This is a genomic window from Vibrio algarum (assembly GCF_028204155.1).
Classification (GTDB): Bacteria; Pseudomonadota; Gammaproteobacteria; order Enterobacterales; family Vibrionaceae; genus Vibrio; species Vibrio algarum.
On record NZ_JAQLOI010000003.1, the window covers coordinates 464,384 to 488,736 of the forward strand.

Here is a 24,353-nt window from a genome sequence, read left to right on the forward strand (position 1 = left end):
GGTACAAGAACAGCTAAAGACGCCAAAATGAGCGTGATGTACTTAATAGAAGTCCAGAATAGCCAGCGAGGGTTAAGCAGATTTTTTTAAGACGAGCTTTTTTCATTTCTTGCTTAGATAGCTCTACTTTATCTATCAGTTGCTGCTCTTTTTGCGCCAATGTCATATTTTGTTCAGACATATTATTTCTCCTCTTTAAACAACACTTTCTGCAAAATCATAAACATGATAACTATCATGAGCAGCAATACGGCCATAGTTGACGCCATACCAAAGTCATTAAAGTTAAACGCAGTTTCTAATGTCGCCATTACAAAGGTTTTTGTTCCATTCGCTCCTTTAGTGATAATCATCGGTATTTCGAATGAAGAAAGTGAACCAACGAAAGCAAGCAGTACTTGCAATCCTATGACAAGCTTAATTGATGGTAGAGTAATCAAACGAAACTGCTGCCATTCATTTGCACCTTCAATTTGTGCAGCTTCATACTGGTCTTGTGGGATAGACTGCAATACACCAAAAAATAGAATCAGATTAAAACCAAGGTATCTCCAGATCGAGGCAGCAACTAGAGCCCAGTTAACGACATCACTATCCATTAACCAAGGACGAATCAACGACTCTAGACCAATTGCTGACAGAAAGCTGTCCAAGGCACCATCTACTTGGTAAAAAATTTGGAACACCATTGACGCTGCTACAGCGTTAAGCACAAAAGGAACAAACAACAACGTTTTAAATAGATTTCTTCCAGCCAATTTTGAATTCACAAGAACAGCAAACCAAAGTGATAAAGACAATTGGATAACAGCACCGGCAAAATAATACAAAGAGACCAGCATAGGATTCAATTGTTCAGGGTCTTCCCAAAGATACGTATAGTTTTCTAGTCCAATAAAGTTCTTAACTGGTGCATACCCATCCCAATCAGTTACTGACATATAAAATAATTGACTTGCTGGATAGTATGAGAAAGTAAAAAGCAGAGACAAAGGAATCGCTAAAAAAGCAAAAACAATCAATCTTTGTTGCTGCCTAAGTGAAAAATTAAACATAAAAGCTCCGAAAAGTTGTGACAAAGGTAAGGTAAAAGGACCAAACACTTAGTACTTTGCAGAAATCTTAACGTTACGATTTTAAGTAATCAATTGGAACGTTATTTTGAGTCTATCAATTGTGAGTTCGATCAAAAAAGGAGTTTAAATGCCTCATTTAACTAACCTAAGCAGAAGATAGACCCATCATATTGCTTTGGCAAAAAAAGTTTCCACCACTAACTTAAACGTTACGATAAATAGTAACGGTAAATTAACCCAAAGGAAAAAACATTAAATACCTAATGAGATAACCACCTAAGAATAGACGCACCAACCCCCTATCCCAAGCCTACCTATGACAAATATTAAATCCAAAAACCAACCTATAAATCAGAAGCGCTTTATTCATAGTAAAAAATCCCCAGTGTAGAGCATCAAATCAACACCTCCCTAATCATTTATTGACGTTAAAACCGAGAAAACAAACTCAACTGAACTTTAGATATCGTTATCAGTAAGAAAGATCACATTTTTTGGAAAACGCATTCTTATAAAAATCGTAACGATCACATTTATGGTAATGACATAGTGAATAAATTACGTTAATCGCTATTATTTCTAGGAATTAGCACCTAATTCAACACGATCCTAAAATAACAACGTTACGACTAGTAAAGGATGGAATCTCAATATGTTACTCAAAAATGTTACCAATTCTTTTTTAATAAGTGCTTTCGCGTGCTGCGCTTCATTTAATGCACTAGCTGAAATCAAAGATGGTATAGACACCGATAAAGTAAAAGGAAGCATTACGTTTTATACAAACCGTACTGATTTACTCGAAGCAGGCACATACGATAGATACGAGAAAGAATTCAAAAAGCTCTATCCAAACGTTGATTCTGTCAACGTGGTCGCTTTTGCGGATTATAGAAGCAGCATCAGACCACGAATGAATACGAATGAGTACGGTGACCTATTATTCATTTTACCGTCAGTTCCTTCGGGAAGCTTTGCCAATTTCTTTGAACCACTCAACAGTCTTTACAAAGAAGAAGAAGTCTACTTTTACAATTCTTGGGCCGAAGAGGGCACTGTATATGGGATATCTTCTGGGAATTCATTAGAGGGGTTAGTTTATAACAAACAAGTATTAAAAGATGCCGGGGTTGAAGTTCCTTTAAAAACCCTAACCGAATTCTTTGATGCGAACAAAAAAATAAAAGAGAGTGGTAAAACACCAATTTACATCAATTTTGGAGCAAAGTGGCCTCTTCAAGTATGGGATAAGTTCCCACTTGTAGTTGAAGGCAATGAGAATGTGTACGAAAAAATGCTGAAACAAGACACACCCTTTTCTGGCGATACTGCCTATAACGCTTCTTTTAATGTACTTAAGAAATTGATAGATAACGGTTATACCGAAGATGATCTAATGACTAATTCTTGGGAAAATTCAAAAGACTTCATTGCGAAAGGTGAGGCGGGTATGTACTACCTTGGTAATTGGGTTGTGCCTCAGTTAATAGAGCGTGGTGCAGATCCTGAAAATATCGGTTTTATGCCTATACCATCGGATGAATCAGGGAACCTGAATGCTCAAATGAATCATGACTGGGGATATGCCATTAGTAAACAGTCAAAAAACAAAGAAACAGCAAAAGCATATATGAAGTTTTTACTTGAAGTATCTGATTTTGATTCGATTGCAGGGTTCATTCCAACCGTCAAATCTAAAGAACCAACACTTCCTCAGCTTAATGAATATATGAGCTATCAACCCAATGTCATTCAGTCACCTAAAAACTCCTCTCAGTTTATAGAGGTAGCAAACAATTCTCGCATCGATTTTTACTCTGGTGGTTACGTGCAAGATTTAATTACGGCAAGTGATTTTACTAAAGCCTTAAAACAACTTGACCAACGATGGAACAGAGCAAGAAAACGTCTAAAGTAAAAGGTAATTAATGTATATCAAGGCAAAACCTATTTGGTTTTGCCTTCTTTGTTTGAATTAATTGGTAAATTATATGAATACGATAAAACGCCCAAATATACTATTGTTGTTCACCGACCAACAGAGAAAAGACTCTCTAGGTTGTTATGGCAACCCCATCGCGATTACACCTAATATAGACAAACTTGCTGACACTGGTGCCGTGTTTGAGAATTACTACACACAAAGCCCGATTTGCATGCCCAGTAGAGTTTCCTTACTGACTGGAAAGTATTGTAGTGCTCATGGGATTGGAACTAATGGACCAGAAGTCCCTGACTCTATGTTAACTATTCAGAAGCGTTTAAAGCCCTATGGCTATAAAACAGCAAATTTTGGCAAGTTACATTTTTTACCACATTCATATAGAGACCACCGAGATAAGCATCCGGACTTTGGGTTCGATGAGCATGTTATTTCCGACGAACCTGGATGCTATGACGATCCATATTCGCAATGGGTACAACATGTAGCGCCAGAACAACTAGAAGGCATTAGAACGTCACTTCCTCCTGAAGCCCGTCGCTTTGGAAAACCAGAATACTCACAACAGGAAAGAGAGCCTCAAAACCCATTTATTTTTGAGGCTGATGAACAATATACGCATAGTAGCTACGTAGCCGAACTAACAAATGATTTCTTAGAACGAAATGAAAACAACAAGAACCCATTTTTCTGTATATCAGGATTTTATGCCCCTCATACGCCAATCAACCCACCCAAAAGGTTTCTAGATTTATATGAGATAGAACACATGTCTAAGCCAATATTAGGCGAAGCAGAAGACGTAATGGAAAGCTTAAGAAATATCAGTCCGTTAGAATGGCAAAGAATCAAACAGTTCTACATGGCTCTAGTTAGTCACGTGGATGACTGTGTTGGAAAAATAGTTGATAAACTTAAGGAAACTAATTTATACGACAATACAATCATCGTATTCGTTTCTGATCACGGCGAGTATTTGGGTGATCATGGACGAGTTCAAAAAGGCATGCCCGGAGAGGATGTAATCACCAATGTTCCCTTTATTATTCATTACCCTAAAGCACTAACACCTAATCGCTTTGATCAGCTTGTAGAGAGTGTTGATTGGTTACCTACTATGTTAGAAATGGCCGGTATTCCTGTCGCAAATGACATCCAAGGAAAGTCTCTTAAAGCACTACTGCAAGGGGTTACATCTACACATAAGGACCTAATAATTACTGAACAGTTTGAGCCTCACGGTTTACGAGAAGTCAGTGTTAGAGATAAACAATATAGGTATTACAGCAATAGTGAAGGAGAAGAGTTGCTCTTCGATTTACAAAATGATTCCCATGAACTAAATAACGTTGCAAAAGAACAAAGTCATTCAGACGCTTTGTCTAAAATGCGGTTTAAAATGCTTCAAAAAATACAACAAACTGCTTACCCAAACGTAGAGAAAATTTTTGAATATTAACTTCTATTGATTCCACTATATTCGTTTAGTCAGGAATAGACACTGTGCAAGGTTCTCACCACATAAAAGGTTTTAACCTTGCACATTATATATTCGGATACTTAATATGACGACAATCTTCCCGGTTTAGCTAGTTTCTCGACCTCATAGCGGGCAATCAATAGCACCTGATCATAAGGGCAAAATCACAATGAAATGTCATTGATAGGCGCAACACTGTCGCGTTCCGCAAGCGTCACTGTAGGGATATGATAGGTATCTTGTTCTCCACCAATGACATCAAGCATATAGCTGATGCCAACAACTCCGATTTCAAAGAAAGGTTGGCGTATTGTCGTCAACCTAGGAATATAATAATCGGCCATTTTTACATCGTCAAACCCAACTACAGATACATCTTTAGGCACTTCTAGACCCATCTGATGTAATGCTTGGATAGCGCCAAAGGCACACAAATCATTAGCTACAAACATTGCTGTTACGTCAGGTCTCTTTTTCATAATCGCTTGTGCTTGCCAAAAACTTCTACTTTGGTCAAAGTTACCATCACCGATCAAATCCGACTCATAAGAAATACCTGCACCTTTCAATGCACGTTGGTATCCGGAAAGGCGTTGCCTTGCGTCTAAGCTACGCTGTGGCCCACAAATATGTGCAATTGTGCTATGGCCTTTTTGGATTAGATGAGTTGTCGCCAAGTAACCACCCAGTTCATTATCAATATTTATCACTGGAATATCTCCTGACTCACCATCACGTGATATAAATAGAACTGGTATAAACCCACATATTTTCTTAACTTCAACTGACGATAAAAAACCACCTAACACAATTATGCCGTCTACTTTGCGACGCACGTAATCGTGCAACTCCAACCGTTCTCTTTCCAGTTTCCATTGCGTTGTTTCAACCAATAAATCATAACTATGACACTTCATGCGACTAGACATGCCATCTAATATCGCACTAACCCAAGATGTATCGTATGTTGGAGCGATGATACCGATTGTCATATTACGACTAGTATTTGGGTTGTTTTTCTCTTCCTAGGTCGAAATCCCAGTTCAAAAATCGCGAACTCTATCCGTTCTACCTTCTCTTTGCTAATAAATGAAGTGCGATTAAGATATCTTGAGACTGTTGCTGGCGATACTTTCGCAAATTTTGCAACATCATATATTGTCGATTTATTCCGCATAACTTTTTGAACCGAATGAAAGTAAATAATTGATGATAGCGCCAATCTCATATAAGAATGTAAAGCACCTGAAAAAACATCAGTTGTTATCGTGTTGTGTTTCACATATCAGTATTATGATTTATCATCAGACAGCGTTAATAACTATTACTTAAATCATACACACGTAACGTTTTTTGCATACTTTCTAGATCATCACCGATGTAACGAATAGTTTGGGGCTTATTGGGTAATAAAGTAAAGCTTGAGTCACTGAAACGTCCTCCTTTATCGTGCTCCAAATGAACAAATAATGCAGGTTTATTACTTGTCAGGGTAATAATGTCGTTTTCTATAGCAACTTCAATATTGGCTTTTTGTACTGCTACCCTTTTCAGCTCTGGAACTGGGAACCATGTATTTTGTAACGATGCTTTTCCATGAACCAACTCAGCATAGAAAAAACCTTCTTTGCGACGACTTAACCATTCACTTTTATGTAAAGACCAGACAACATCATTCCCGTCAGCTTCGATCTTATGCTCCCACTCCCAACATCCAAGTTCATTCCCTTCCCAGCTTACCCATATAACCTTACCAAAAACGCACTCCGTATTTCGGCTATTATTACTCAGCTTTATAGTCAATTCATTTTCAGTTTCAACGAAAGGGATATAAAGAGGAGAAAAAAGCGTTGTGCATGATAATGCAACTGCTTCCATCGACCACTATATTCTATACTAGACCATGAGCTTACTGGCCAATTATCATTAAGCTGCCAATACAGCATACCTCTACATATTGGACTTTGTGATCGCCAAAACTCACAACCTGTTTTAATAGCGATAGCTTGTTGGACTTGGCTCATATATAACATTTGTTTAAAGCTTGACGGGAAGCGGAAGTAACGAGTCAACATCTCTGTGATTTTACTGTTGCCTGTACTATTTTTTTGATGGCTTTCAAAGGTAGGCGAAGTAACGTTCCAATCGTTCTCAGGAACAAAACTTTTTATTTCAGATAAAGACGGCCAAGACTGATAACCAAATTCTGAACAAAAACGTGGTTGTATTTCCAGATAAGCGCTAAATGGCGCTCCGGAATGCCATACATCCCAAAAATGCATATCACCTCGACTATCATCATGCCAAGCGTCACCGTAATCTAAATCACCATTACAAGGTGAACTTGCCCAGAAACGTCTACTTGGATCTTCAGATGCGATGACTTCTTCAAGTTTTCTATTGAGACGATCATAGTTCACTGTATATTTAGTTTTGTCTGCACGAGATTCTGGATACCATCCAATCGCACCAATCACTTCATTATCACCACACCATAAAACGATAGAACAATGATCTCGTAACCGTCTAATTTGATCTCGTATTTCAGGAACAACATCCGCAATAAACTCGTCTGTAGATGGGTACAAGGAGCATGCAAACATCATATCCTGCCATACCATCAAGCCATATTCGTCGCACAACTCGTAAAACATATCTGACTCATATTGACCCCCACCCCATACACGAACCATGTTCATATTTGCGTCTATTGCACTTTGCAACAAATAGCGGTAACGAGCTTCCGTCTCATTACTCGGCATAGCATCCATTGGGATCCAGTTAGCTCCTTTTGAAGTAATAGGGAAATCGTTCACGACAAATACCATAGATGATCCGACCTCATCTTCTTTCGTATTTAATACGAGTTTACGCAATCCAATATTTTTGTTGATAACCTGCGTATCTAATTCTACTTCTAGTCGATAAAGTGATTGTTCTCCATACCCCGCAGGCCACCACAAGAGAGGTTTAGATATGTGAAAGTTAGCAACTGTTTTACCGGAACCACTTGTAGAAACCAATTGAGACTGAGAACCAAAGCTCACTTTTAAAAGAGACCCTGGATAGGCCCCGTGGAGAATAGTCACTATAACCTCTACACTGCCATCTTCATGCCACTGCTGTTCCGTTGAAACACGTTCGAGACAAACAACGTCAACTGTATTGAGTTTGATTGGATCATAGATCCCCGACACCATTAAACAGATACCCCAATCCCAGCCAGAGTGGCATTGTGGTTTACGCAACAAATTCATATGAGGGATTTGATTATTATTCCCCATTGAAGAAGGTATTGGAAATGGCAGTCGTTCAGCTCGTGCCTCAGCTTCGATATCCGACCGAAAAAAACTGACAGTAATTTTATTGATGCCAACATGAAGGAAAGGTTTTATATCTAACTTATGGTAACGGAACATATTATTACATTCTATCGCTAAGACATCATTTATTCGAACTTTAGCCACTGTATCAACACGGCTCAAAACCATTTCCAGCGCCTTGGCCTCTAGATGCACTTCCGTTATTTCGAAAACGCGATTTACACACCAATCTGACTCCCCGACCCACTGTACATTTTTCTCATTAATCCCTATATATGGATCGGCAATTTGATTTGCTTGAATTAGAGCGGTGTGGTTATCTCCAGGTATTGTCATTGGAACTGAAATATACGGGTGCTGTGGTGATGTTAAAGTCCACTCTCCATTAAGATCTATAGAGGCCATGTGCTATTCTCCTATCAAATTCAATAACGACTTATCAATTTTCCGTGATACTAAGGAGCAACGGCCATACTACGCTGTGAACTAAAGCTAGTTTTACATCCAATAAATAATCTCTCGATAAAAACTCAGATACAACCCACGTTGAACTTTCCACGTATGAAACTTCTATGAAACTTCCATCACACATAAATTAATCCAGCAAGTAAATTTGAATAGAGCCTATTGTCCAAATAGCACAAGTTATGCAGAATTAAGTAATTCGGCATGTTTCTTATCCCTATTAGAGAATAAGGTAAGAAATATTGAAATAAATCCATTTGCGCGGTAAAAGTGTCACAACTAACTTAAGAATAAACATCGTTGTTATATATTAATTCATTACTTATACTGTATATTATGAGTTACTTTTAGATCAGAGATAATAGAAAATTAGCGCACATATATTCATAACTTCCTTGTTAATTAACTATTTTGTAATGGCTGAAAGCTTTGAAATAAAAAATAGAAAAATCTTATTCTGAGAAAACCATTGTACTCTCAACGATAAAATGGCCTCCTTACACAGGAGAGAACCTACCTCAACATGGATTTTTTATAGTTAATATCATCTGCATTTTAATCGCCATGAACATCCACAAACCAACACTACAATTTACCTAAATATTATCAATTTGAATCGTGCTTTTGAACGTTTTCAGTAATCAGCTCAAAGACATTACAATATAAAAAATGGTTGGGTTGTTAACGAAACACTTGATTTGATATACATACACATGACTAACTAGTTTCGGCAGTAAGCCAATAACACTTTTTTTACGTTAAGCAATACATCTTCTATTGGAATATGTATCGTTCTACGTCCAGTGAAGCGATCAAATTTGGCAATCTTTATGTCAGATACAATCAAAATAATATCTGCTTGAGCAATATCACGCGATGAGAGTTGATTCTCAATACCCATTGCACCTTGAGTCTCTACTTTTATTGTTACACCAAGTTTGGGTGCTTCTTTTATAAGTGCATCCGCAGCCATATAAGTATGTGCAATTCCTGTCGGGCATGCTGTTATTGCAACGACTCTCATCTTTACTCTCCATTCATTGCTTATCATGAGGAATGGTTCATCTGTGTTATAAGCAAAGCTCTTAAGGTGTAGAACACACCTTTGTTTTCTGTCAACCCGCATAAGAAAATCTCTTATACTCTGGCATAAAATCTAGATAGAAAAACCGAACACTACCGATATTGGTGCTCAAATAAAAGCTAAAAACAGTGATTAAATACCAGCCCAATTAGAACGTTTTAATTCTGACTAGGGGATATCGATACTGATCATTTATTTAAAAATGCAAAGCAACGTTTAATAAAGATCTTGTCAATGAAATTTAACCTAACGTTACCTAGAATTAACTAATAGTAAAATAAACCTACTGCTACAAACATTCCCATGGCTGCAACAAGTTTTTTCTCCATATAGACATAGGATGACCAACTTGCTTACGGAAGAACAAATACGCCAATATAACACCGATAACACCTCGCAAGGACTGTACTATATTCCCAGACACGACTCCTGAAATATTGAAGCCCAAGATTAAAAAAATCACAGCAATAAACCATGCTAATGCTACCCATCTTGCGTGATAAATAGTCATAATCTTCACCTTCATCGGCTTAATTAACGGGATACTCATAACACCGCACGCAAAATAATTAATGCAAATAGTAGCAAAAGACTGCTCTATTGGTGAACCATCCAATAATTTATGAGAAAGATTAGTTATTGCCATATCAGAAAGGCTGTACCCAACGCTTGCACCAAAGACTAGTAGTAGCGGCTTAGTATTAATGGATCCAGATAGAGTAGAAAAGTACCAAGCAATAGTCAAAATAATCCCAATGGTTATCCACTGAATTGCGGAAAAACCAGCCTGATAAAACATGACCGAAATAATGGCTAATACTGGAATTTTAAGGGCCAATAAAGGTGAAACGATAGATGCATCACTATATCTAATAGCCATTATAAGCAAGTACTGCGCAACTAAATACGGAAAATTTATTAATAAAAGATCCCATATCAGATTTAAGGTCATTAATTGCCAGTACCCAAACACTACAGTAGGAACTATAGCCAATAGGCCAATTCCTACGTGAATCGCAACAAGTAATTTTACGCCATCGATACTATGCTTCTGCTGGCAGTTCTGAGTTAATATATAGTTAAGTGATTGAAACAACGCCCCTAGAAAACTAGCGAATATGCCTAAGAGCATTTTAAATATCTCATGATAAGTTAGTAGAACTCCAATAAGCACCATGTTCAGGAAGAATATGGCAAGTCAATTGATACCGAGCATCACTGATTTTAGCATCTTGTAGTGATCGAACGATTGATACATGTTGTTCATAAGATCGTTGAAGGTGTTCATCATTACCACCAAGATGGTTTCTTGCTGTAGCCATCCTTGCCGAAATAAGCGAATAAGACTCTTGAAAGTAGCGATTACCACACAGTGAAATCATTGTTTGATGGAACTGATTGTCTAGATTAAGGTATTCCAGAGTACTAGAATTATGCAAACAAACTTCCATTTTATCTAAGATAAAACAAAGCTCTTGGATCAGTTGCTTAGGATTCTTTTCCCACGCTAACTTTAAGCCTTCTGACTCTATAAAATAACGAAACTCTAGAAGTTCATTAAAATCACTCGCGGAAACACTAAATACAAACGTGCCACTTTTAGGCCTTATTTGAACTAAGCCTTCACTCTGCAATTTTTTCAATGCATCTCTGATTGGAGATTTAGTCGCGTTAAGCTTGTTAGCCAGTACCGTCTCTGAAATTTTCATACCCATTGGTAAAGTACCAACAATAATCATTTCTCGGATCCGTCGATAAATTACATCTTTTAGAAGATCTTGTTTCATCAGCTCACTCACCATCTCACTTGCTAATTTGTATTATTATATATTAACAAGCAAGTCTAAAATGTCAACATTTCAAAGGTAAGGAGTGATAAAACCACTCCTTAAAATATAAATATTATATTTTACAATATGATAGATGGCAAAAATAGTGATAGATGAGGAATAAATGTCACCATAACAAGCATTACTAACATGGCAAATAGGAACGGTATAATTGCTTTTACCAACTCCTCTAAGGTGACATTTGCAACTCCAGTTGCCACAAAGAGATTCGCGCCAAGAGGTGGAGTACAGAAACCAATAGCCAAGTTAACCGTCATAATAACGCCAAAGTGAATTGGGTCTACACCCATTAGTTGAACAATCGGTAAAAGGATTGGTGTCAAAATAATAATGGATGCGATGGTTTCCATAAACATACCGACAATTAAGAGCATGATATTAATTAACAACAGTACAATTAGTGGATTCTCAGATACCGAAGTAATGGCATTTGCAACCTCGACTGGTACTCTCTCCAACGTGAGTAACCTTCCAAAAGATGAAGCCATTACTACCATTACAAGTACGGTGGCTGACGTTAACCCTGATTTTAGAAACACACTACCTAAATCACTTACTTTTAAGTCACTATAGATATAAAGACTAACTAATAATGCATATACAACTGCGACACCTGCCGCTTCTGTAGGTGTAAAAATACCACCATATATACCACCTAGTATAATCACGGGTACGATTAGCGCCCAGATCGAGTGATCTCGCCACCCTTTCTTAACACTAGCAGATGAAATTGCCTGTTCCATATTGTTTGACGCGCGACTTGCTGGGAATAGATTTTTATTCACATTCATTTTCGCAACAAACATAAATCCAAGACCAAATAACAATCCAGGAATCACCCCTGCTAGAAATAGTTTCCCAATAGATTGGTTTGCCGTAACCCCATAAATAATAAGAGGTATTGAAGGTGGAATCATTACCCCTGTAATACCCGCTGCAGCAGTGATCGCTGCGGAAAATGGTCGTTTATACCCTACACGCTCCATTTCAGGAATCATGTTCGAACCGATAGCCGCAACCGTCGCTGGTGACGAACCGGAGATAGCAGCAAAAAACATGCTTGCAAGCACATTTACATAGGCTAGTCCTGCTTTGTAGTGCCCCACCAGGCTGTATGCTGCTCCAACTATTCGCGAAGAAAGACCACCTCGCTGCATAATTTCTCCAGCAAGAACAAATAAAGGGATAGCAACTAAAGGAAAGGAATTCCCTCCCATAACCGCACTTTTTGCTAGCAAAGCTATATTTGGAGTTTTCGGCAAATACTCCAATACAACTAATGAAGATACACCAAGACAAATTGCAACAGGTGCACCAAGCAAAACTAATAGTAAAAAGACACCAAATAAAGTGAACGTGACCATTATTTTCCTCCTTGATGCGACAATTTAGTATCGGCATCGGGCTTTTTCATTAACGACAATACATCCTGATATAGATTCTGAATTAGGCGAATTGCACTAAGTAAAGCCCCAACAGGAAGAGAAGCATATAGCCATTGCATACTTATGCGTGTTTCTGAGAGAGGCCAATAAAGAACAACTGAGCTCTGGCGGGCAATAATTGGGCTACTTATTTGTTCCCATCCATATATAAACAATTTGACCATGCACCACAAAACCACAAGATTCACAATCACGTTAACAATATCTAATAGTTTCTTGGGAAACAGATTTATCAGCGCTGTTACAGAAATATGTTTACGAGTTTTAAACCCGTAGCTCACCCCAACCCAAATAAACCAGATAAAGCACCACCGAACGAACTCCTCACTCCAGGATAATGAATTACTAAAAATGTAACGCATGATCACCTGCAAGAATATCCAAAAAACAATATTACCCAGCAAAAAATTTATTAGCCAAGCTTCAGTGTTTTCGTCAATTAATTTCAACCATTTCATTTAAAATCCCTCTGACTTGACCACATCTCTAAGCTGGTCAAGTCATGCCTCCTATGGCTTTTACTTGTTTAGTGCTTTAATCAATTCTGGTTCGACTAACTTAGTGTATTTTTCGCGAATTGGAGCAGTCACTTTTTGGAATTCTGCCACTTCTTCGGTAGACAACGTTGTTACCGTAACTCCTGCTGCTTTAATTGCCGCTAGCTGTTCTTTTTCTTCACTTGCAATCACCTCTTGCTGGTAATCTATTGCGCGTACAAGAGCAGAATCAATTATTGCTTTATCTGAACTGGAAAGTCCTTCGTAGAAATCTGGATTCGCCAGCACCATATGAGTTGAATAAACATGACCAGATAAGGTTACACAGTTTTGTACTTCATAGAAACGAGACGAATAAATATGGCCAAGTGGATTTTCTTGTGCATCTACAACACCTTGTTGAAGTGCAGAATAGACCTCATTAAAAGACATTGGTGTTGGATTAGCACCCATCGCCTTAAATGCATCCATATGCGCTTCTACTTGCATAGTTCTAATTTTTACACCTTTTAGGTCCGAAGGCTTTTTAATAGGGCATTTATTACTAGTTATATTTCGGATACCATTTTCCATCCAGCCTAGGCCTTTAATTCCAAAGTTACTCACTTTATCAAGTAATATTTGACCGAATTCACCGTTAAGAGCATCAAGCGCCGCATGTCGGCTAGCAAATGTATATGGGAGACCAGGAACAGAAAATGCCGGATCCCAACCAGCCATAACTTCAACCACAGGTGCAGTCATATCAACAATGCCTGATTGAACTGCTTCAGTTAACTCCCTATCACCTCCGACCTGACCATTTGGGAAAATATCAACCGTAATCTCTGCCCCTGAATCTTTTTCAACAAGTTCCTTAAATTTCACCCAAGCTTTATGCATGTGGTAAGTGTCTGCCGCGCCATGACCCACACGGATGTGTGTCTCAGCTAAAGCCTGTGTACTAATTACGCCCGAAACTGCGATAGAAAGAGCAAGGCATAGGGTACTTTTTTTCATTTTTACATTCCTTTTTGACATTTCAGTTTTCCATTACATTCTCGCCTGATAGTTTACTCAATTTAAGTGATCGTGGTCATATTTTCCATTTTTAGGTAATTTGGCACATTAAAATAGCGATATAAGTCACAAATATGCATACTTTTGATTGCGGGCATTCAATTTACAAATTTAAATACAGAAAAACTAACATGTTAGATTTAAGGAAAGACCATGAAGAAAATAGTAGTTATTGAACCTGGCTATCTCGATTACGCAGAGGAAGCAGAGGTACTTAACCTTTTTGATCCTCAGTTTACTGTTCTACCAATTGGAACACCCAAAACTGAAATATTGAATGTGGTGAAAGACGCGGATGCCATTATGGTAAGAGAGGCCATTGTAGACGCAGAGATAATTGATGCAGCATCAAAATGTAAGGTTGTCGTAAGGTACGGTGTTGGTGTTGACAACATCGATCTTAACCATGCTAAAAGCAAAGGTATTTATGTAGCGAATGTCCCCGACTATGGTTCAGAAGATGTTGCCGAACATGCAATATCACTACTGGTCGCTGCTACTCGACGTGTAGTGACTAGAGACCGAGACGTTCACAACGGCAAATGGGGAATTGGTCAAGCTGAACCCATCCCTCGAATGGGAGGCAAAGTGCTCGGTGTGGTTGGTTTTGGTCGCATTGCTAGATGCTTTGCAGAAAAGGCTTCTGGATTAGGGTTTCGTTCTACTCTTGTATTTGACCCAGCACTGACTTTGGAACAGGCCGAAGAAGCGGGAGTGACGAAAGTTGATCTAGATACACTAGTACAAGAAGCAGACTTCATCTCTCTACATGCACCTTTGAACGAACATACCCGCCATATGATCAATGCAAACCTAATCGGTAAAATGAAGCCGATGGCAGTACTCGTAAATACGAGCCGAGGTGGTCTTGTCGATGAACTGGCTTTGTTTGACGCTCTAAAAGAAAATCGAATCCACGCAGCAGGTATCGACGTCTTTGAAACTGAACCTGTTCCTCTTGAAAACCCTCTACTTACATTAAATAACGCAATCTGCACCGATCATACCGCTTGGTTTACCGAAGAATCTGTAGTTGAACTTCAACACAAAGGTGCAAAGGAAGTACTTCGTGTTTTTGAGGGCTCTGAACCAACCAGTTGGGTTAACCCATAGTTATATCACTTACTTATTAGAACAATTGAATAATCAATTTATTAAACAAAGGAAAAAAGTCATGTATAGCAAACAAATCATTGATGGATACCGCGAAATTTTCTCAACCGCTTCTATTGCAGATGCCTGTGATCTGCTTTTGGGTAAGACCATGTATCTACCGTTTGATATAAAAAACCGTATCAATGATAAAAAGATCGTTGGCTACGCGATTACTATTGTTGAAGAAGCAACGTTAGAAAAAATGCCACCTCAACACGCATTAGACGCTATCGATGAATCAGAAGAAGGCGGCATCGTAGTCATTTCTGGTGATAAAGCACTTGAAACTGTCGCAGTGTGGGGAGGATTAATGACCGCAGGCGCAGTCGCAAACAAACACGAAGGTGCTGTATTAAATGGCGGCATGCGCGATATTGCTGAAATCCGCCGTGACTACGATTTCCCTGTTTTTTCCAAAACCATTTCACCAGGCACCACGTTAGGTCGCTTCAAAACAGTCGCAGCGAACAAACCCGTTCAAATCGGCGAAGCGCTTATCCGCCCAGGAGACTTAATAATTGGTGATGTTGATGGCGTAGTTTGTGTACCTTCAGAGCACGTTGAAGCTATCCTTCGTGAATCTCAATCTATCGATTCACGTGAACTAGAACAAGCTAAGCTCATCATTGAAAGTGGCTCTCTGCGCGATGGTCTTGCTAAATACGGCCGTATCTAAACCTTTTAAATTCATACGAGCTGGAAGGCTAAGACCTTCGCTTTCCAGCTCGTCAATATGAGACAAAAAAATGACTATTGATATTCTTTCATTTGGTGAGCCTTTGTTTGAGTTTTCTCAAATTCCAGGGCAAAAAGAAACGATTTCTTATCTAAGCGGATTTGGTGGCGACACTTCAAATTTCTCGGTCAGTGCCGCACGTCAAGGTGCAAACGTCGCAATACTTGCACACATTGGTAGTGACGTCTTTGGTGATCAATTTATCGATCTTTGGCAAAGAGAAGGTGTCAATACCGACTTTGTCGTTAGAAATCCCTCAGCCCCTACTGGTGTCTACTTTATTTCCCATGATGATCGGGGACACCATTTTACGTTCTACCGTAAAGGGTCCGCAGCTTCACTTGTCACACCCGAACAACTGCCTGAAGAAGCGATAAAAAGTGCGAAATTACTACACACCTCAGCCATTACGCACGCTATAAGCAACTCTTCTAGTGATGCGCTATTTCAAGCTATTGAGATAGCTAAGTCTAACAGTACTCAAATATCTTTCGATACCAACCTGAGGCTGAAACTCTGGCCACTTTCGCGTGCCAAGGCCATTATTCATGAAACCATTCGTCACGTAGATTTTTGCCTGCCAAGTCTTGACGAAGCGCAGCTCCTAACTGGCCTAAACGATGCAAATGATATAGCGGATTATTACCTAAAACTTGGTGCAAAAACCATCGTACTCAAAATGGGTAAAGAAGGTGCGATGATAGCAACAGCTGATCAGCGCTTCACCACATCTGGACATAAAGTGGATACTGTAGACGCAACAGGTGCTGGTGATTGCTTCTCGGGTGCATTCTTAAGTCAAGTAGTGAAGGGGCTACCGCTAAAAGAAGCCTTAATTTATGCGAACTGCGCGGCAGCTTTGACAACAACTGGATACGGCGCTGTAGCCCCAATTCCGTCTGCTAGCACAGTTGCTACGTTTAAAGCTAAGGTAACAAGCTAATGGAAAAAGAACTCGAACTGTTGGCAAAGACTAAAGTTGTTCCTGTCATCCAGATTGAACATCTAAGTGACGCTCTACCGTTGGCAGAAACCTTAATACAAAACGGGTTACCAATAGCTGAAATAACACTTCGTTCTTCTTGCGCATTGGATGCCATCCAAACAATAAATGAACATTTTCCAGAGATGCTATTAATCGCTGGTACAGTCACAACGAAAAAGCAGGCAGACTTAGCCATTAAAGCTGGAGCAAAAATGGTGGTTTCACCTGGTTTTAATCCAGAAACGGTTCGTTATTGCGTTTCAAAAGGGATAGACATCATTCCTGGTGTTGCCACCCCTGGAGAGATGGAACAAGCGATGAGTTTTGGACTAACAACCGTTAAGTTTTTTCCAGCAGAGGCTAACGGTGGTATAAAAGCGTTAAAAGCAGTATCTGCTCCATACAGTCATCTTAAGTTCATGCCAACCGGCGGTATTACACCTTCTAACATTAATAACTACCTAGCACTTCCTTGTGTCGCATGTTGCGGAGGCTCGTGGATGGTGGACAAGAACCTAATATCCCAAGGGAAATGGGCTGAATTAGGTTCATTGATTAAAGATGCGATAGCGCTTGTTCTGTAACGACATGTTTATCACATTCACTCTAGCAGGCTCTGCTCCACAGGCTTGCTAGAGCCCAAATTATAAATAGAAACATTGATTCAATAACACCAATAACAATAGGAAATGAAAGATGAAAGGAAAATCACTTCTCACCCTCACTTTACTCTCAGCAACTGTCATTGCTGCTCCTGAGCCACAGCTAGAGATCGTAGCAGAATGGAATGCGCTGCCATACTCGGTAAAAAATAAACAAATAAAACAGCGCTGGGAAAATAGTGAGCTATACGGAAAAGCCTTGATGCAAGGTGTAAAGGTCGATAAGGAGAGTCAATTATATGTAACAACTGCCCGTTGGGGCGGGCCAGAGATACCGGCTACACTATCTAAATTAACGAAAACAAATAGCGGTTATTCATTGGTTCCATATCCATCAGAAGCACTAAACGATATCAATAACCCGAAAGGCTTAAAAGCCGTATTAGGATTTGAAATCGACAGAAACAACGTAATGTGGATCCTTGACCAAGGTCACGTAGCCGGTCAGCCAACTAAGGCTGGTGATGAAAAACTTGTTCTATGGGATATTGACAAAAATACTGAGATCCAACGTTACGAGTTTAAAGATAAAGATTCCAGTAGAACATGCTCTTTCTTAAATGATGTTGCCGTCGACAACGACTCTGGCTTTGCATATATAACCGACTCAGGGATTTTCTGTCAACCACTCGACGGTGGACTGATAATTTATGATAGTAATACAAACAGCGCCAAACGAGTATTATCTGGCACTAAGTTCACCAGCAATGAAAAGAACTTCTTTTTTAACATTAATGGAAAACCTGTACTATCACAAAACCCAATGCTAACAGGTGCTGATGGTATCGCATTATCAGGCGATAAAAAGACACTTTATTGGACGAACCTAACAGGCAACACACTGTACTCAATTAAAACCGCACTTCTACGAGATTTTAATCGCTCAGAAGCTGAACTTCAGGCTAGTGTAAAAACGGTGACAAGCCTTCCTTCAAATACTGATGGTATGACCGCTGATCGTGACAACAACTTGTATATGACGGGCTTAACGATCAACGGCATAATGAAACGAGATGCTAAAACAGGGGATATATCTCGTCTAACCTTCGATGAGAATATGATTTGGCCTGATACTTTAGCTTGGGGACCAGACAACCAACTATATATTTCATCCAACAACCTACATACTTTTGTTGATGGAAAGATGAATTTTAAAAACCCTAAAACATCTAATTTCAAAATTTGGAAATTAGATGTCGACAAGAAACCATATACAGCGAAATAGATACAACATTAAATACTTCTCGATTCATTGCCCGGGCTAACCGGGCTTTTTTACAACTATTCAGCAACCTTTACTACTACTTTACCCAATGTTTTTTGGTTCCTCATTTCCTTCAGCATGTTAGGTACTTCTGATAGCGAGATAACTTGCAACTCTGGTACATGTACTTGCCCTTTTTCCAATAATTTAGAAACGGCTAACCCCGTATTCACGATAGCGCTACGGCCTTTATCTCCATTTATGTGACCAGAACCTAGACTCAATTGATGAAAGCTCAACCCATTCGCTTTAGCATCTGGAATTAGTGTAGGATTTACGACGTCAACCAGCTCGACCATCTCACCCTCAAAACCTAGAACTTTAGCGCAAATAAAGACATTTTCACCACCAACACAATCCAGAGAATACTCCACACCTAAATCACCTGTGATTTTCATCACTTCTTCGATAACATCCTGAGTTCGGTAATCAATCACATGAGTCGCCCCAAGAGACTTTACATACGAATGTTTGGATTCTGAGCTAGTAGTAATAATGGTTTCTATACCTTCCAATTTAGCGAACTGAATGGCAAAACTGCCTACACCTCCAGCACCACCAGCAATAAATATGCTCTTGCTTCCTGCGATTGTTATCTTGTTATATAACGCTCGGTATGCAGTCCAGGCCGCACATGGACTAGCTGCCGCGACTTCATGACTTACATCGGGTTTCCTAGTTAGAGTTCTACTATCGTGAACAGCGAACTGAGCAAAGCCTCCATTAGGGCGCCTCATGTCTCCATGGTACAGAACTTGATCCCCGACTTTCCAATCAGTAACCTTAGCACCAACTTCAACAATTTCACCTGATACGTCTAACCCACCTACAAAACTATCATCCATGTTTTCAACCATACTGTTCCAGATATTTACTTTGGTATCGACAGGGTTCAATCCTACGACAGATACTTTTACAACAACATCCGTTTCAGTTTCTAGCGTAGGAACAGGGAGCTCTTTTAAAGAAAATGTATCCGTAGATTTTTGGTACGCAATGGATTTCATTGCTCTTTCCTCGTTAATTCATGCCCAAAAACCAATTAGGCATTAGTAATACAATAATTTCTTATTATATTACTAATGCCTAAGAGTACGCAATTTTCATCTAGACTCTAACAAAAACGCAAGACATATTAGATCACACCTACGCTATAAATTAACTACATTCAGTACACCACTGTTTTTCGAGCTATTATCTTATATTTTTCAATCAAGCCTTCTTGCTTGAGATCTCTTAAAACACGAGAAAGATCAGATGCAATTTGACTGTGTTTTTTGATTAAAAACATATGCATCGGAACTCGTTCCAAAACCCCTGCGACATAAATATTAGTTTCTTTATACTTCCCTTCATTAAGAAAAGGTAAAATAGCTGATTCAGAATTAACAAATAAATCTGTTCTGCCACTGACAAGTTTTTTCAGAGCTTGCTCATACGTACTTGTCATCGATAAGTTTTTTTCCATGACCAGTTTGGTAAGTTCGCTTTCAGCTCTTGCCCCACCACGAATATATTCAACCCGTAACGGGGTATTTTCAAGACTTTTCCATCCAGTTAGTTTTAATGTTGGATCTGTTGTATATGCGACAAATTTCAAAAAATGATGAGATTCATTAACCCTAACTAAGTTTCGGTGTGAATCGTGGTAATCCACTACTCGACTAATGTCACCATCAACTTGTAGAGAATCCGTCATTTTACTGACCCTTTTTAATGGCGCTTCCACATATAAAAACTTAATACCTAAACGACTAAAGGCTTCTGTGTAAGTATGTGAAAGCCACACTCCAAAGAAATCATCTTTGTCTTTTCCTGCTATCAGTAATTCAGTAGGCTTTGTTGCGCTTAATACTTCAGTTGCCTTCGCCACACTAAATGGCAAGGTAGACCCTCCACTATAAATAATCACCAAAACAGCATAAACGAAATATTTCACATTGATGTATCTCATTTGATCACCTTCAGATAGCATGAATCCAGTCCTACTTAAATTACTAACCATACATTGATTGACCTTTTTCTATATTTGGTTTTCATCAATTAATGATAGCAGATTATGAGTACAACCCAGATATTGCATTGCGTTGTAACATCTGGCTTGATGACCTTAACTGCCTGAGATATTGCACTATAGTAATAAAGGCTTTAGATCTTTAAGTTTTGTATAATTCAACTTAGCATAAATGTCTCTGTAAATTATAAAGGTTATAAACTGATGCAAAGCAGTGAGAAATAGCAGCGCATGTTGATAAATACTTCATCCAAAAAATACAAATATCATCAAATCTCATGAACTTCTCTTCAAACATTTGTGATAATTATATCCAATCTCAACGTACCCAAAGAACTTAAGAAACCGACCAATAATTAAGAGGGAATGTTCACAGTAAGTTACATAAAAATCACAATCAAAAGGGGCTCTCATAACCCCTTTCCTTTAATACAAAACTATAGTAGACGTTAAAAACGTTGCGGTAGAACAGGCTTATTACCCATTATCTCATCCACCTTCACCCACACATCATCATTGAGTTGCGATTTCAACGCTAATGCTTTCAAGTTATCTTGCAGCTGCTCAAGTTTAGATACACCTAAGATAACACTACTGACGTGAAGGTTCCGTAAGCACCAATTTAACGCGAGATAGTGCAAAGGCATACCAAGGTCTTTCGCCAATTGATTAAGCTGCTCAATTTGCTCCAATTTATTATCTTCGCCAATTAGCATATCTCGGAGCCATTCGTAACCAGGTAAATCTAAACGGCTATTCTTCGGTACACCATTAAGGTATTTTCCAGTTAATAAGCCGCTTGCTAATGGAGAGAATATTGTAGTACCAAGTCCTGTCAACGTATACAACGGCAAAAACTCAGATTCGACTTTATCTCTAATCAATATGTTGTACTGAGGTTGCTCCATAACAGGTGTATGCAGGTTTTCCGCTTTCGCTACAGCCCAAGCTTCAGTGATCTGCTGAGCGCTCCATTCTGAGGTTCCCCAGTACATCACCTTTCCTTGAACAATCAGATCATTCATCGCTCGCACCGTTTCTTGAATCGGCGTATCGATATCTGGACGATGGCAATAGAAAAGATCTAAATAATCCACACGCAAGCGCTGAAGGGCTGCATGGCAAGCATCAAAAACATGCTTGCGGCTTAAGCCTCGTTGAGTTGGTTTGTCTCCACCCCAAAACACCTTACTTGAAACGATGAAGCTATCCCGGCTCCAGCCAAGCTGGTCAATTGCCTCACCCATTAGGCGCTCACTTTCACCACTTTCGTACCCTTCCGCATTATCAAAAAAGTTAATACCCGCGGCATAGGAATGAGACATAATCTCTTTTGCGGCAGATAAATCTACTTGTTTACCAAAGGTTACCCACGAACCTAAACCTAACTCACTCACTTGAAGGCCACTTTGGCCTAATCGACGATATTCCATATTTCCACCCACTAAGTATTAGAATCTCAGTAAATTATACGGTTTCGTCCCCTTAGAAAAAGAACTCGATCACGAAAACACTGTTTGTTATACATCACAATCATAGAGTTTTGTGTATTATTGTGTACAAAACTAAATTCAGATAAAGCTTATTAGTAAGGCCCACAAAACGTTAGAGCGAATGTTGTTATTTTTCGAGGTAGCCCAGCAGTTGAGTTTTTCTAAAGCAGCAGAACAATTAGATATCTCTCGAAGCTATCTATCTCAACAAATTCGTCAGCTTGAGCAAGATTTCAATACGCAACTATTAGTCCGAACCACACGTAAAGTCAGATTGACAACTGAGGGGCAACAGGTTCTATTGCAAGCTCAAGCTATACGTCATGGATTGTTGGGGCTTGAACGCGACCTCAAACACAGTGATAAAGACGTCACAGGTGTACTCCGTATCACCGCGCCTTCATCTTTCGCTGACACCTTTCTAGTTGATGCATGTTCGGAATTTAATCGGAGTTACCCTGAGGTCAGCTTTGAGATTGAAATAGGCCATAAACTCGAGAATTTACACGAACGTAATTTTGTTCTTGCTATCCGTGTTACCGATACCCCACCACAAAACATGGTGGCTAGAAAACTGATGTCTTATTGTCATTGGGTAGTCGCCTCTCCTGAGTACTTAAGTTGTCATGCCTTACCTCTACACCCTGATGATCTTTCCGCTCTTGACTGTTTAGTCTTCCCTAATTGGCGTAATTGGCATTTTTTAAAAGATGGGCAGTCGCACCAAATTGAAACGCAAGGCCGATTTGCGTGTAGTGACAATAGTATGCTGGTAAAGGCTGCAATTCAGCATCAAGGAGTGGTGAGAGTGCCAGAACACTTGCTCTGGGCTCATGTAAAATTCGGCCGCTTACAACGCCTCTTATCTGATTACCAATTAGAACCTCGTCAAGTGTGGATGCTTTACCCTCCTAAAATCGATCACTCTTCACGGTTACAGGTTTTTGTCGCCTATTTACAACATTTTATTGAGAAAAACATTGATAACCAATTGAAAATAGAAGAAAGATAAAATTAGATATCTGTAATGGGACATTTTTCATATATTCAAAAATGTTAAAAACATATTACGAATTACGCTGACACGGCTTTGGAAAGAATGATGTCAGCGACCTCTCTAATTTAACAATGAATGAATTACGTCGGGTATCGACAGTCCACTTTACTCAATCACTATCGAGAGCGATTTAATGTATCCAAGCAGAATCCTCTGTGCGGGTTAAACTCCAGATTTTTCGACTATATTTAAATATTAACTAAATAAGTTTAGCCACTATTTTTCCTACGGTACGTTCATTTCGCATATCAATAAGTGCACCTCCTATGTCTTTAAAATTAACTATCTCTAGCTTAGGCACGTTCAGCTGGCCCTCCTCTAACATAGCTGAAATGGCAATTCCTGCCTTAATTATAGTATTTCTCCCATATGCACCATAACGATGGCCAGAGCCTAAACTCAATTGATGAAAACTAAGTCCTCTGGTGAAAGCATCTTGGTAATTATTCGGTGTTAAAGTTTTAACCAGCTCGACCATACAGCCTTCATATCTGAGAACTGATGCAGCTAATATGTCATTATCTCTTCCAACACAATCTAAAGATACATCGACACCTTGTTGATTAGTAATATCCATTACTTGTTCAAACACGTTTAAATCATGGTAATTAATTGCGTGAGTAGCACCTAATGCATGTACGTAGGGGTAGTTTTTGGATGAACTGGTGGTAATGATAGTTTCCACCCCAAAATTTTTGGCTAGTTATATGGCAAAGCCCCCAACGCCACCAGATCCACCCGCGATAAAAATACTCTTTTGTTTCTT

Annotated in this window: 22 protein-coding genes and 1 pseudogene; 8 read left to right on the plus strand and 15 right to left on the minus strand. The window is 39.1% G+C overall.

Annotation, left to right across the window (positions count from 1 at the left end; translation table 11 throughout):
* Positions 1-13: 13 nt before the first annotated feature.
* Both PGX00_RS17455 and PGX00_RS17460 read right to left on the minus strand, forming a co-directional pair.
* The gene (locus PGX00_RS17455; protein ID WP_272138952.1) at positions 14-181 is read right to left on the minus strand and encodes a hypothetical protein; all 168 of its coding nucleotides are present in this window, start codon (positions 179-181) and stop codon (positions 14-16) included.
* 1 nt (position 182) lies between these two features.
* Positions 183-1,055 carry a carbohydrate ABC transporter permease gene (locus tag PGX00_RS17460; RefSeq protein WP_272138954.1) on the minus strand — a complete coding sequence of 291 codons (873 nt, stop codon included), beginning with the start codon at positions 1,053-1,055 and terminating at the stop codon, positions 183-185.
* 673 nt (positions 1,056-1,728) lie between these two features.
* Between PGX00_RS17460 and PGX00_RS17465 the strand changes: the two genes are divergently transcribed.
* Both PGX00_RS17465 and PGX00_RS17470 read left to right on the plus strand, forming a co-directional pair.
* A complete protein-coding gene (locus PGX00_RS17465) occupies positions 1,729-2,994 on the plus strand; it encodes an ABC transporter substrate-binding protein (RefSeq protein WP_272138956.1) in 1,266 nt (421 codons plus the stop codon).
* 73 nt (positions 2,995-3,067) lie between these two features.
* Entirely contained in the window at positions 3,068-4,477 is a 1,410-nt protein-coding gene (locus tag PGX00_RS17470) for a sulfatase family protein (RefSeq protein WP_272138958.1), read from the plus strand.
* Between the two features lie 185 nt (positions 4,478-4,662).
* On the opposite strand, the gene PGX00_RS17475 is transcribed toward PGX00_RS17470, so the two are convergent.
* The 9 genes and pseudogenes from PGX00_RS17475 to PGX00_RS17510 form a co-directional block, all read right to left on the minus strand.
* Positions 4,663-5,490 carry a substrate-binding domain-containing protein gene (locus tag PGX00_RS17475; RefSeq protein ID WP_272138960.1) on the minus strand — a complete coding sequence of 276 codons (828 nt, stop codon included), beginning with the start codon at positions 5,488-5,490 and terminating at the stop codon, positions 4,663-4,665.
* Positions 5,487-5,726 carry a LacI family DNA-binding transcriptional regulator gene (locus PGX00_RS23030; protein ID WP_407702395.1) on the minus strand — a complete coding sequence of 80 codons (240 nt, stop codon included), beginning with the start codon at positions 5,724-5,726 and terminating at the stop codon, positions 5,487-5,489. Before PGX00_RS23030 ends, PGX00_RS17475 begins: the two co-directional genes overlap by 4 nt.
* An 86-nt stretch (positions 5,727-5,812) precedes the next feature.
* Positions 5,813-8,226 (minus strand): annotated as a pseudogene (locus PGX00_RS17480) (glycosyl hydrolase 2 galactose-binding domain-containing protein).
* Positions 8,227-9,007: 781 nt separating this feature from the next.
* On the minus strand, positions 9,008-9,310 hold the full coding sequence (locus PGX00_RS17485) for a PTS fructose transporter subunit IIB (protein ID WP_272138962.1): 303 nt from the start codon (positions 9,308-9,310) through the stop codon (positions 9,008-9,010).
* Positions 9,311-9,659: 349 nt separating this feature from the next.
* On the minus strand, positions 9,660-10,502 hold the full coding sequence (locus PGX00_RS17490; RefSeq protein ID WP_272138964.1) for an EamA family transporter: 843 nt from the start codon (positions 10,500-10,502) through the stop codon (positions 9,660-9,662).
* Between the two features lie 10 nt (positions 10,503-10,512).
* A complete protein-coding gene (locus PGX00_RS17495) occupies positions 10,513-11,157 on the minus strand; it encodes a GntR family transcriptional regulator (protein WP_272138966.1) in 645 nt (214 codons plus the stop codon).
* Between the two features lie 122 nt (positions 11,158-11,279).
* A complete protein-coding gene (locus PGX00_RS17500; protein WP_272138969.1) occupies positions 11,280-12,584 on the minus strand; it encodes a TRAP transporter large permease in 1,305 nt (434 codons plus the stop codon).
* On the minus strand, positions 12,584-13,123 hold the full coding sequence (locus PGX00_RS17505; protein WP_272138971.1) for a TRAP transporter small permease: 540 nt from the start codon (positions 13,121-13,123) through the stop codon (positions 12,584-12,586). The genes PGX00_RS17500 and PGX00_RS17505 overlap by 1 nt, the downstream gene beginning before the upstream one ends.
* Before the next feature lie 60 nt (positions 13,124-13,183).
* Positions 13,184-14,161 (minus strand): TRAP transporter substrate-binding protein, encoded by a 978-nt coding sequence (locus PGX00_RS17510; protein ID WP_272138973.1) that lies wholly within the window; start codon positions 14,159-14,161, stop codon positions 13,184-13,186.
* Between the two features lie 213 nt (positions 14,162-14,374).
* Here PGX00_RS17510 and PGX00_RS17515 point away from each other — a divergent pair, with 213 nt between their 5' ends.
* The 5 genes from PGX00_RS17515 (at position 14,375) to PGX00_RS17535 (ending at position 18,984) form a co-directional block, all read left to right on the plus strand.
* The gene (locus PGX00_RS17515; protein WP_272138975.1) at positions 14,375-15,334 is read left to right on the plus strand and encodes a C-terminal binding protein; all 960 of its coding nucleotides are present in this window, start codon (positions 14,375-14,377) and stop codon (positions 15,332-15,334) included.
* Between the two features lie 61 nt (positions 15,335-15,395).
* Positions 15,396-16,052 (plus strand): RraA family protein, encoded by a 657-nt coding sequence (locus PGX00_RS17520; protein ID WP_272138977.1) that lies wholly within the window; start codon positions 15,396-15,398, stop codon positions 16,050-16,052.
* 70 nt (positions 16,053-16,122) lie between these two features.
* Complete coding sequence (locus PGX00_RS17525; RefSeq protein ID WP_272138979.1) at positions 16,123-17,055, plus strand: sugar kinase; 933 nt, start codon at positions 16,123-16,125, stop codon at positions 17,053-17,055.
* Positions 17,055-17,681 carry a bifunctional 4-hydroxy-2-oxoglutarate aldolase/2-dehydro-3-deoxy-phosphogluconate aldolase gene (locus PGX00_RS17530; RefSeq protein ID WP_272138981.1) on the plus strand — a complete coding sequence of 209 codons (627 nt, stop codon included), beginning with the start codon at positions 17,055-17,057 and terminating at the stop codon, positions 17,679-17,681. The genes PGX00_RS17525 and PGX00_RS17530 overlap by 1 nt, the downstream gene beginning before the upstream one ends.
* Before the next feature lie 112 nt (positions 17,682-17,793).
* Positions 17,794-18,984, plus strand: coding sequence for an L-dopachrome tautomerase-related protein (locus PGX00_RS17535; RefSeq protein ID WP_272138983.1), 1,191 nt, complete (start codon positions 17,794-17,796; stop codon positions 18,982-18,984).
* Between the two features lie 56 nt (positions 18,985-19,040).
* Here PGX00_RS17535 and PGX00_RS17540 read toward each other — a convergent pair whose 3' ends face one another.
* From PGX00_RS17540 to PGX00_RS17550, 3 genes are all read right to left on the minus strand, one after another.
* Positions 19,041-20,030, minus strand: coding sequence for a zinc-binding dehydrogenase (locus PGX00_RS17540; protein ID WP_272138985.1), 990 nt, complete (start codon positions 20,028-20,030; stop codon positions 19,041-19,043).
* A 161-nt stretch (positions 20,031-20,191) separates the two neighbouring features.
* Positions 20,192-20,998, minus strand: coding sequence for a type 2 periplasmic-binding domain-containing protein (locus PGX00_RS17545; RefSeq protein ID WP_272138987.1), 807 nt, complete (start codon positions 20,996-20,998; stop codon positions 20,192-20,194).
* 488 nt (positions 20,999-21,486) lie between these two features.
* Positions 21,487-22,470, minus strand: coding sequence for an aldo/keto reductase (locus PGX00_RS17550; protein ID WP_272138989.1), 984 nt, complete (start codon positions 22,468-22,470; stop codon positions 21,487-21,489).
* A 181-nt stretch (positions 22,471-22,651) separates the two neighbouring features.
* Between PGX00_RS17550 and PGX00_RS17555 the strand changes: the two genes are divergently transcribed.
* Positions 22,652-23,542, plus strand: coding sequence for a LysR family transcriptional regulator (locus PGX00_RS17555; protein WP_272138991.1), 891 nt, complete (start codon positions 22,652-22,654; stop codon positions 23,540-23,542).
* A gap of 244 nt (positions 23,543-23,786) precedes the next feature.
* Here the strand turns inward: PGX00_RS17555 and PGX00_RS17560 are convergent, their stop codons facing one another.
* Positions 23,787-24,272: a zinc-binding dehydrogenase gene (locus tag PGX00_RS17560; RefSeq protein ID WP_272138992.1), complete on the minus strand. Its 486-nt coding sequence runs from the start codon at positions 24,270-24,272 to the stop codon at positions 23,787-23,789.
* Positions 24,273-24,353 lie beyond the last annotated feature (81 nt).

Coding starts and splice junctions, on each gene's coding strand:
- PGX00_RS17495 (WP_272138966.1), bottom strand. CDS start 11,157: ATGAAACAAGATCTTCTAAAAGATGTAATTTATCGACGGATCCGAGAA.
- PGX00_RS17525 (WP_272138979.1), top strand. CDS start 16,123: ATGACTATTGATATTCTTTCATTTGGTGAGCCTTTGTTTGAGTTTTCT.
- PGX00_RS17550 (WP_272138989.1), bottom strand. CDS start 22,470: ATGGAATATCGTCGATTAGGCCAAAGTGGCCTTCAAGTGAGTGAGTTA.
- PGX00_RS17475 (WP_272138960.1), bottom strand. CDS start 5,490: ATGACAATCGGTATCATCGCTCCAACATACGATACATCTTGGGTTAGT.
- PGX00_RS17500 (WP_272138969.1), bottom strand. CDS start 12,584: ATGGTCACGTTCACTTTATTTGGTGTCTTTTTACTATTAGTTTTGCTT.
- PGX00_RS17535 (WP_272138983.1), top strand. CDS start 17,794: ATGAAAGGAAAATCACTTCTCACCCTCACTTTACTCTCAGCAACTGTC.
- PGX00_RS17555 (WP_272138991.1), top strand. CDS start 22,652: ATGTTGTTATTTTTCGAGGTAGCCCAGCAGTTGAGTTTTTCTAAAGCA.
- PGX00_RS17485 (WP_272138962.1), bottom strand. CDS start 9,310: ATGAGAGTCGTTGCAATAACAGCATGCCCGACAGGAATTGCACATACT.
- PGX00_RS17520 (WP_272138977.1), top strand. CDS start 15,396: ATGTATAGCAAACAAATCATTGATGGATACCGCGAAATTTTCTCAACC.
- PGX00_RS17465 (WP_272138956.1), top strand. CDS start 1,729: ATGTTACTCAAAAATGTTACCAATTCTTTTTTAATAAGTGCTTTCGCG.
- PGX00_RS17490 (WP_272138964.1), bottom strand. CDS start 10,502: ATGCTCTTAGGCATATTCGCTAGTTTTCTAGGGGCGTTGTTTCAATCA.
- PGX00_RS17545 (WP_272138987.1), bottom strand. CDS start 20,998: ATGCTATCTGAAGGTGATCAAATGAGATACATCAATGTGAAATATTTC.
- PGX00_RS17515 (WP_272138975.1), top strand. CDS start 14,375: ATGAAGAAAATAGTAGTTATTGAACCTGGCTATCTCGATTACGCAGAG.
- PGX00_RS17540 (WP_272138985.1), bottom strand. CDS start 20,030: ATGAAATCCATTGCGTACCAAAAATCTACGGATACATTTTCTTTAAAA.
- PGX00_RS17505 (WP_272138971.1), bottom strand. CDS start 13,123: ATGAAATGGTTGAAATTAATTGACGAAAACACTGAAGCTTGGCTAATA.
- PGX00_RS17460 (WP_272138954.1), bottom strand. CDS start 1,055: ATGTTTAATTTTTCACTTAGGCAGCAACAAAGATTGATTGTTTTTGCT.
- PGX00_RS17530 (WP_272138981.1), top strand. CDS start 17,055: ATGGAAAAAGAACTCGAACTGTTGGCAAAGACTAAAGTTGTTCCTGTC.
- PGX00_RS17510 (WP_272138973.1), bottom strand. CDS start 14,161: ATGAAAAAAAGTACCCTATGCCTTGCTCTTTCTATCGCAGTTTCGGGC.
- PGX00_RS23030 (WP_407702395.1), bottom strand. CDS start 5,726: ATGAGATTGGCGCTATCATCAATTATTTACTTTCATTCGGTTCAAAAA.
- PGX00_RS17470 (WP_272138958.1), top strand. CDS start 3,068: ATGAATACGATAAAACGCCCAAATATACTATTGTTGTTCACCGACCAA.
- PGX00_RS17455 (WP_272138952.1), bottom strand. CDS start 181: ATGTCTGAACAAAATATGACATTGGCGCAAAAAGAGCAGCAACTGATA.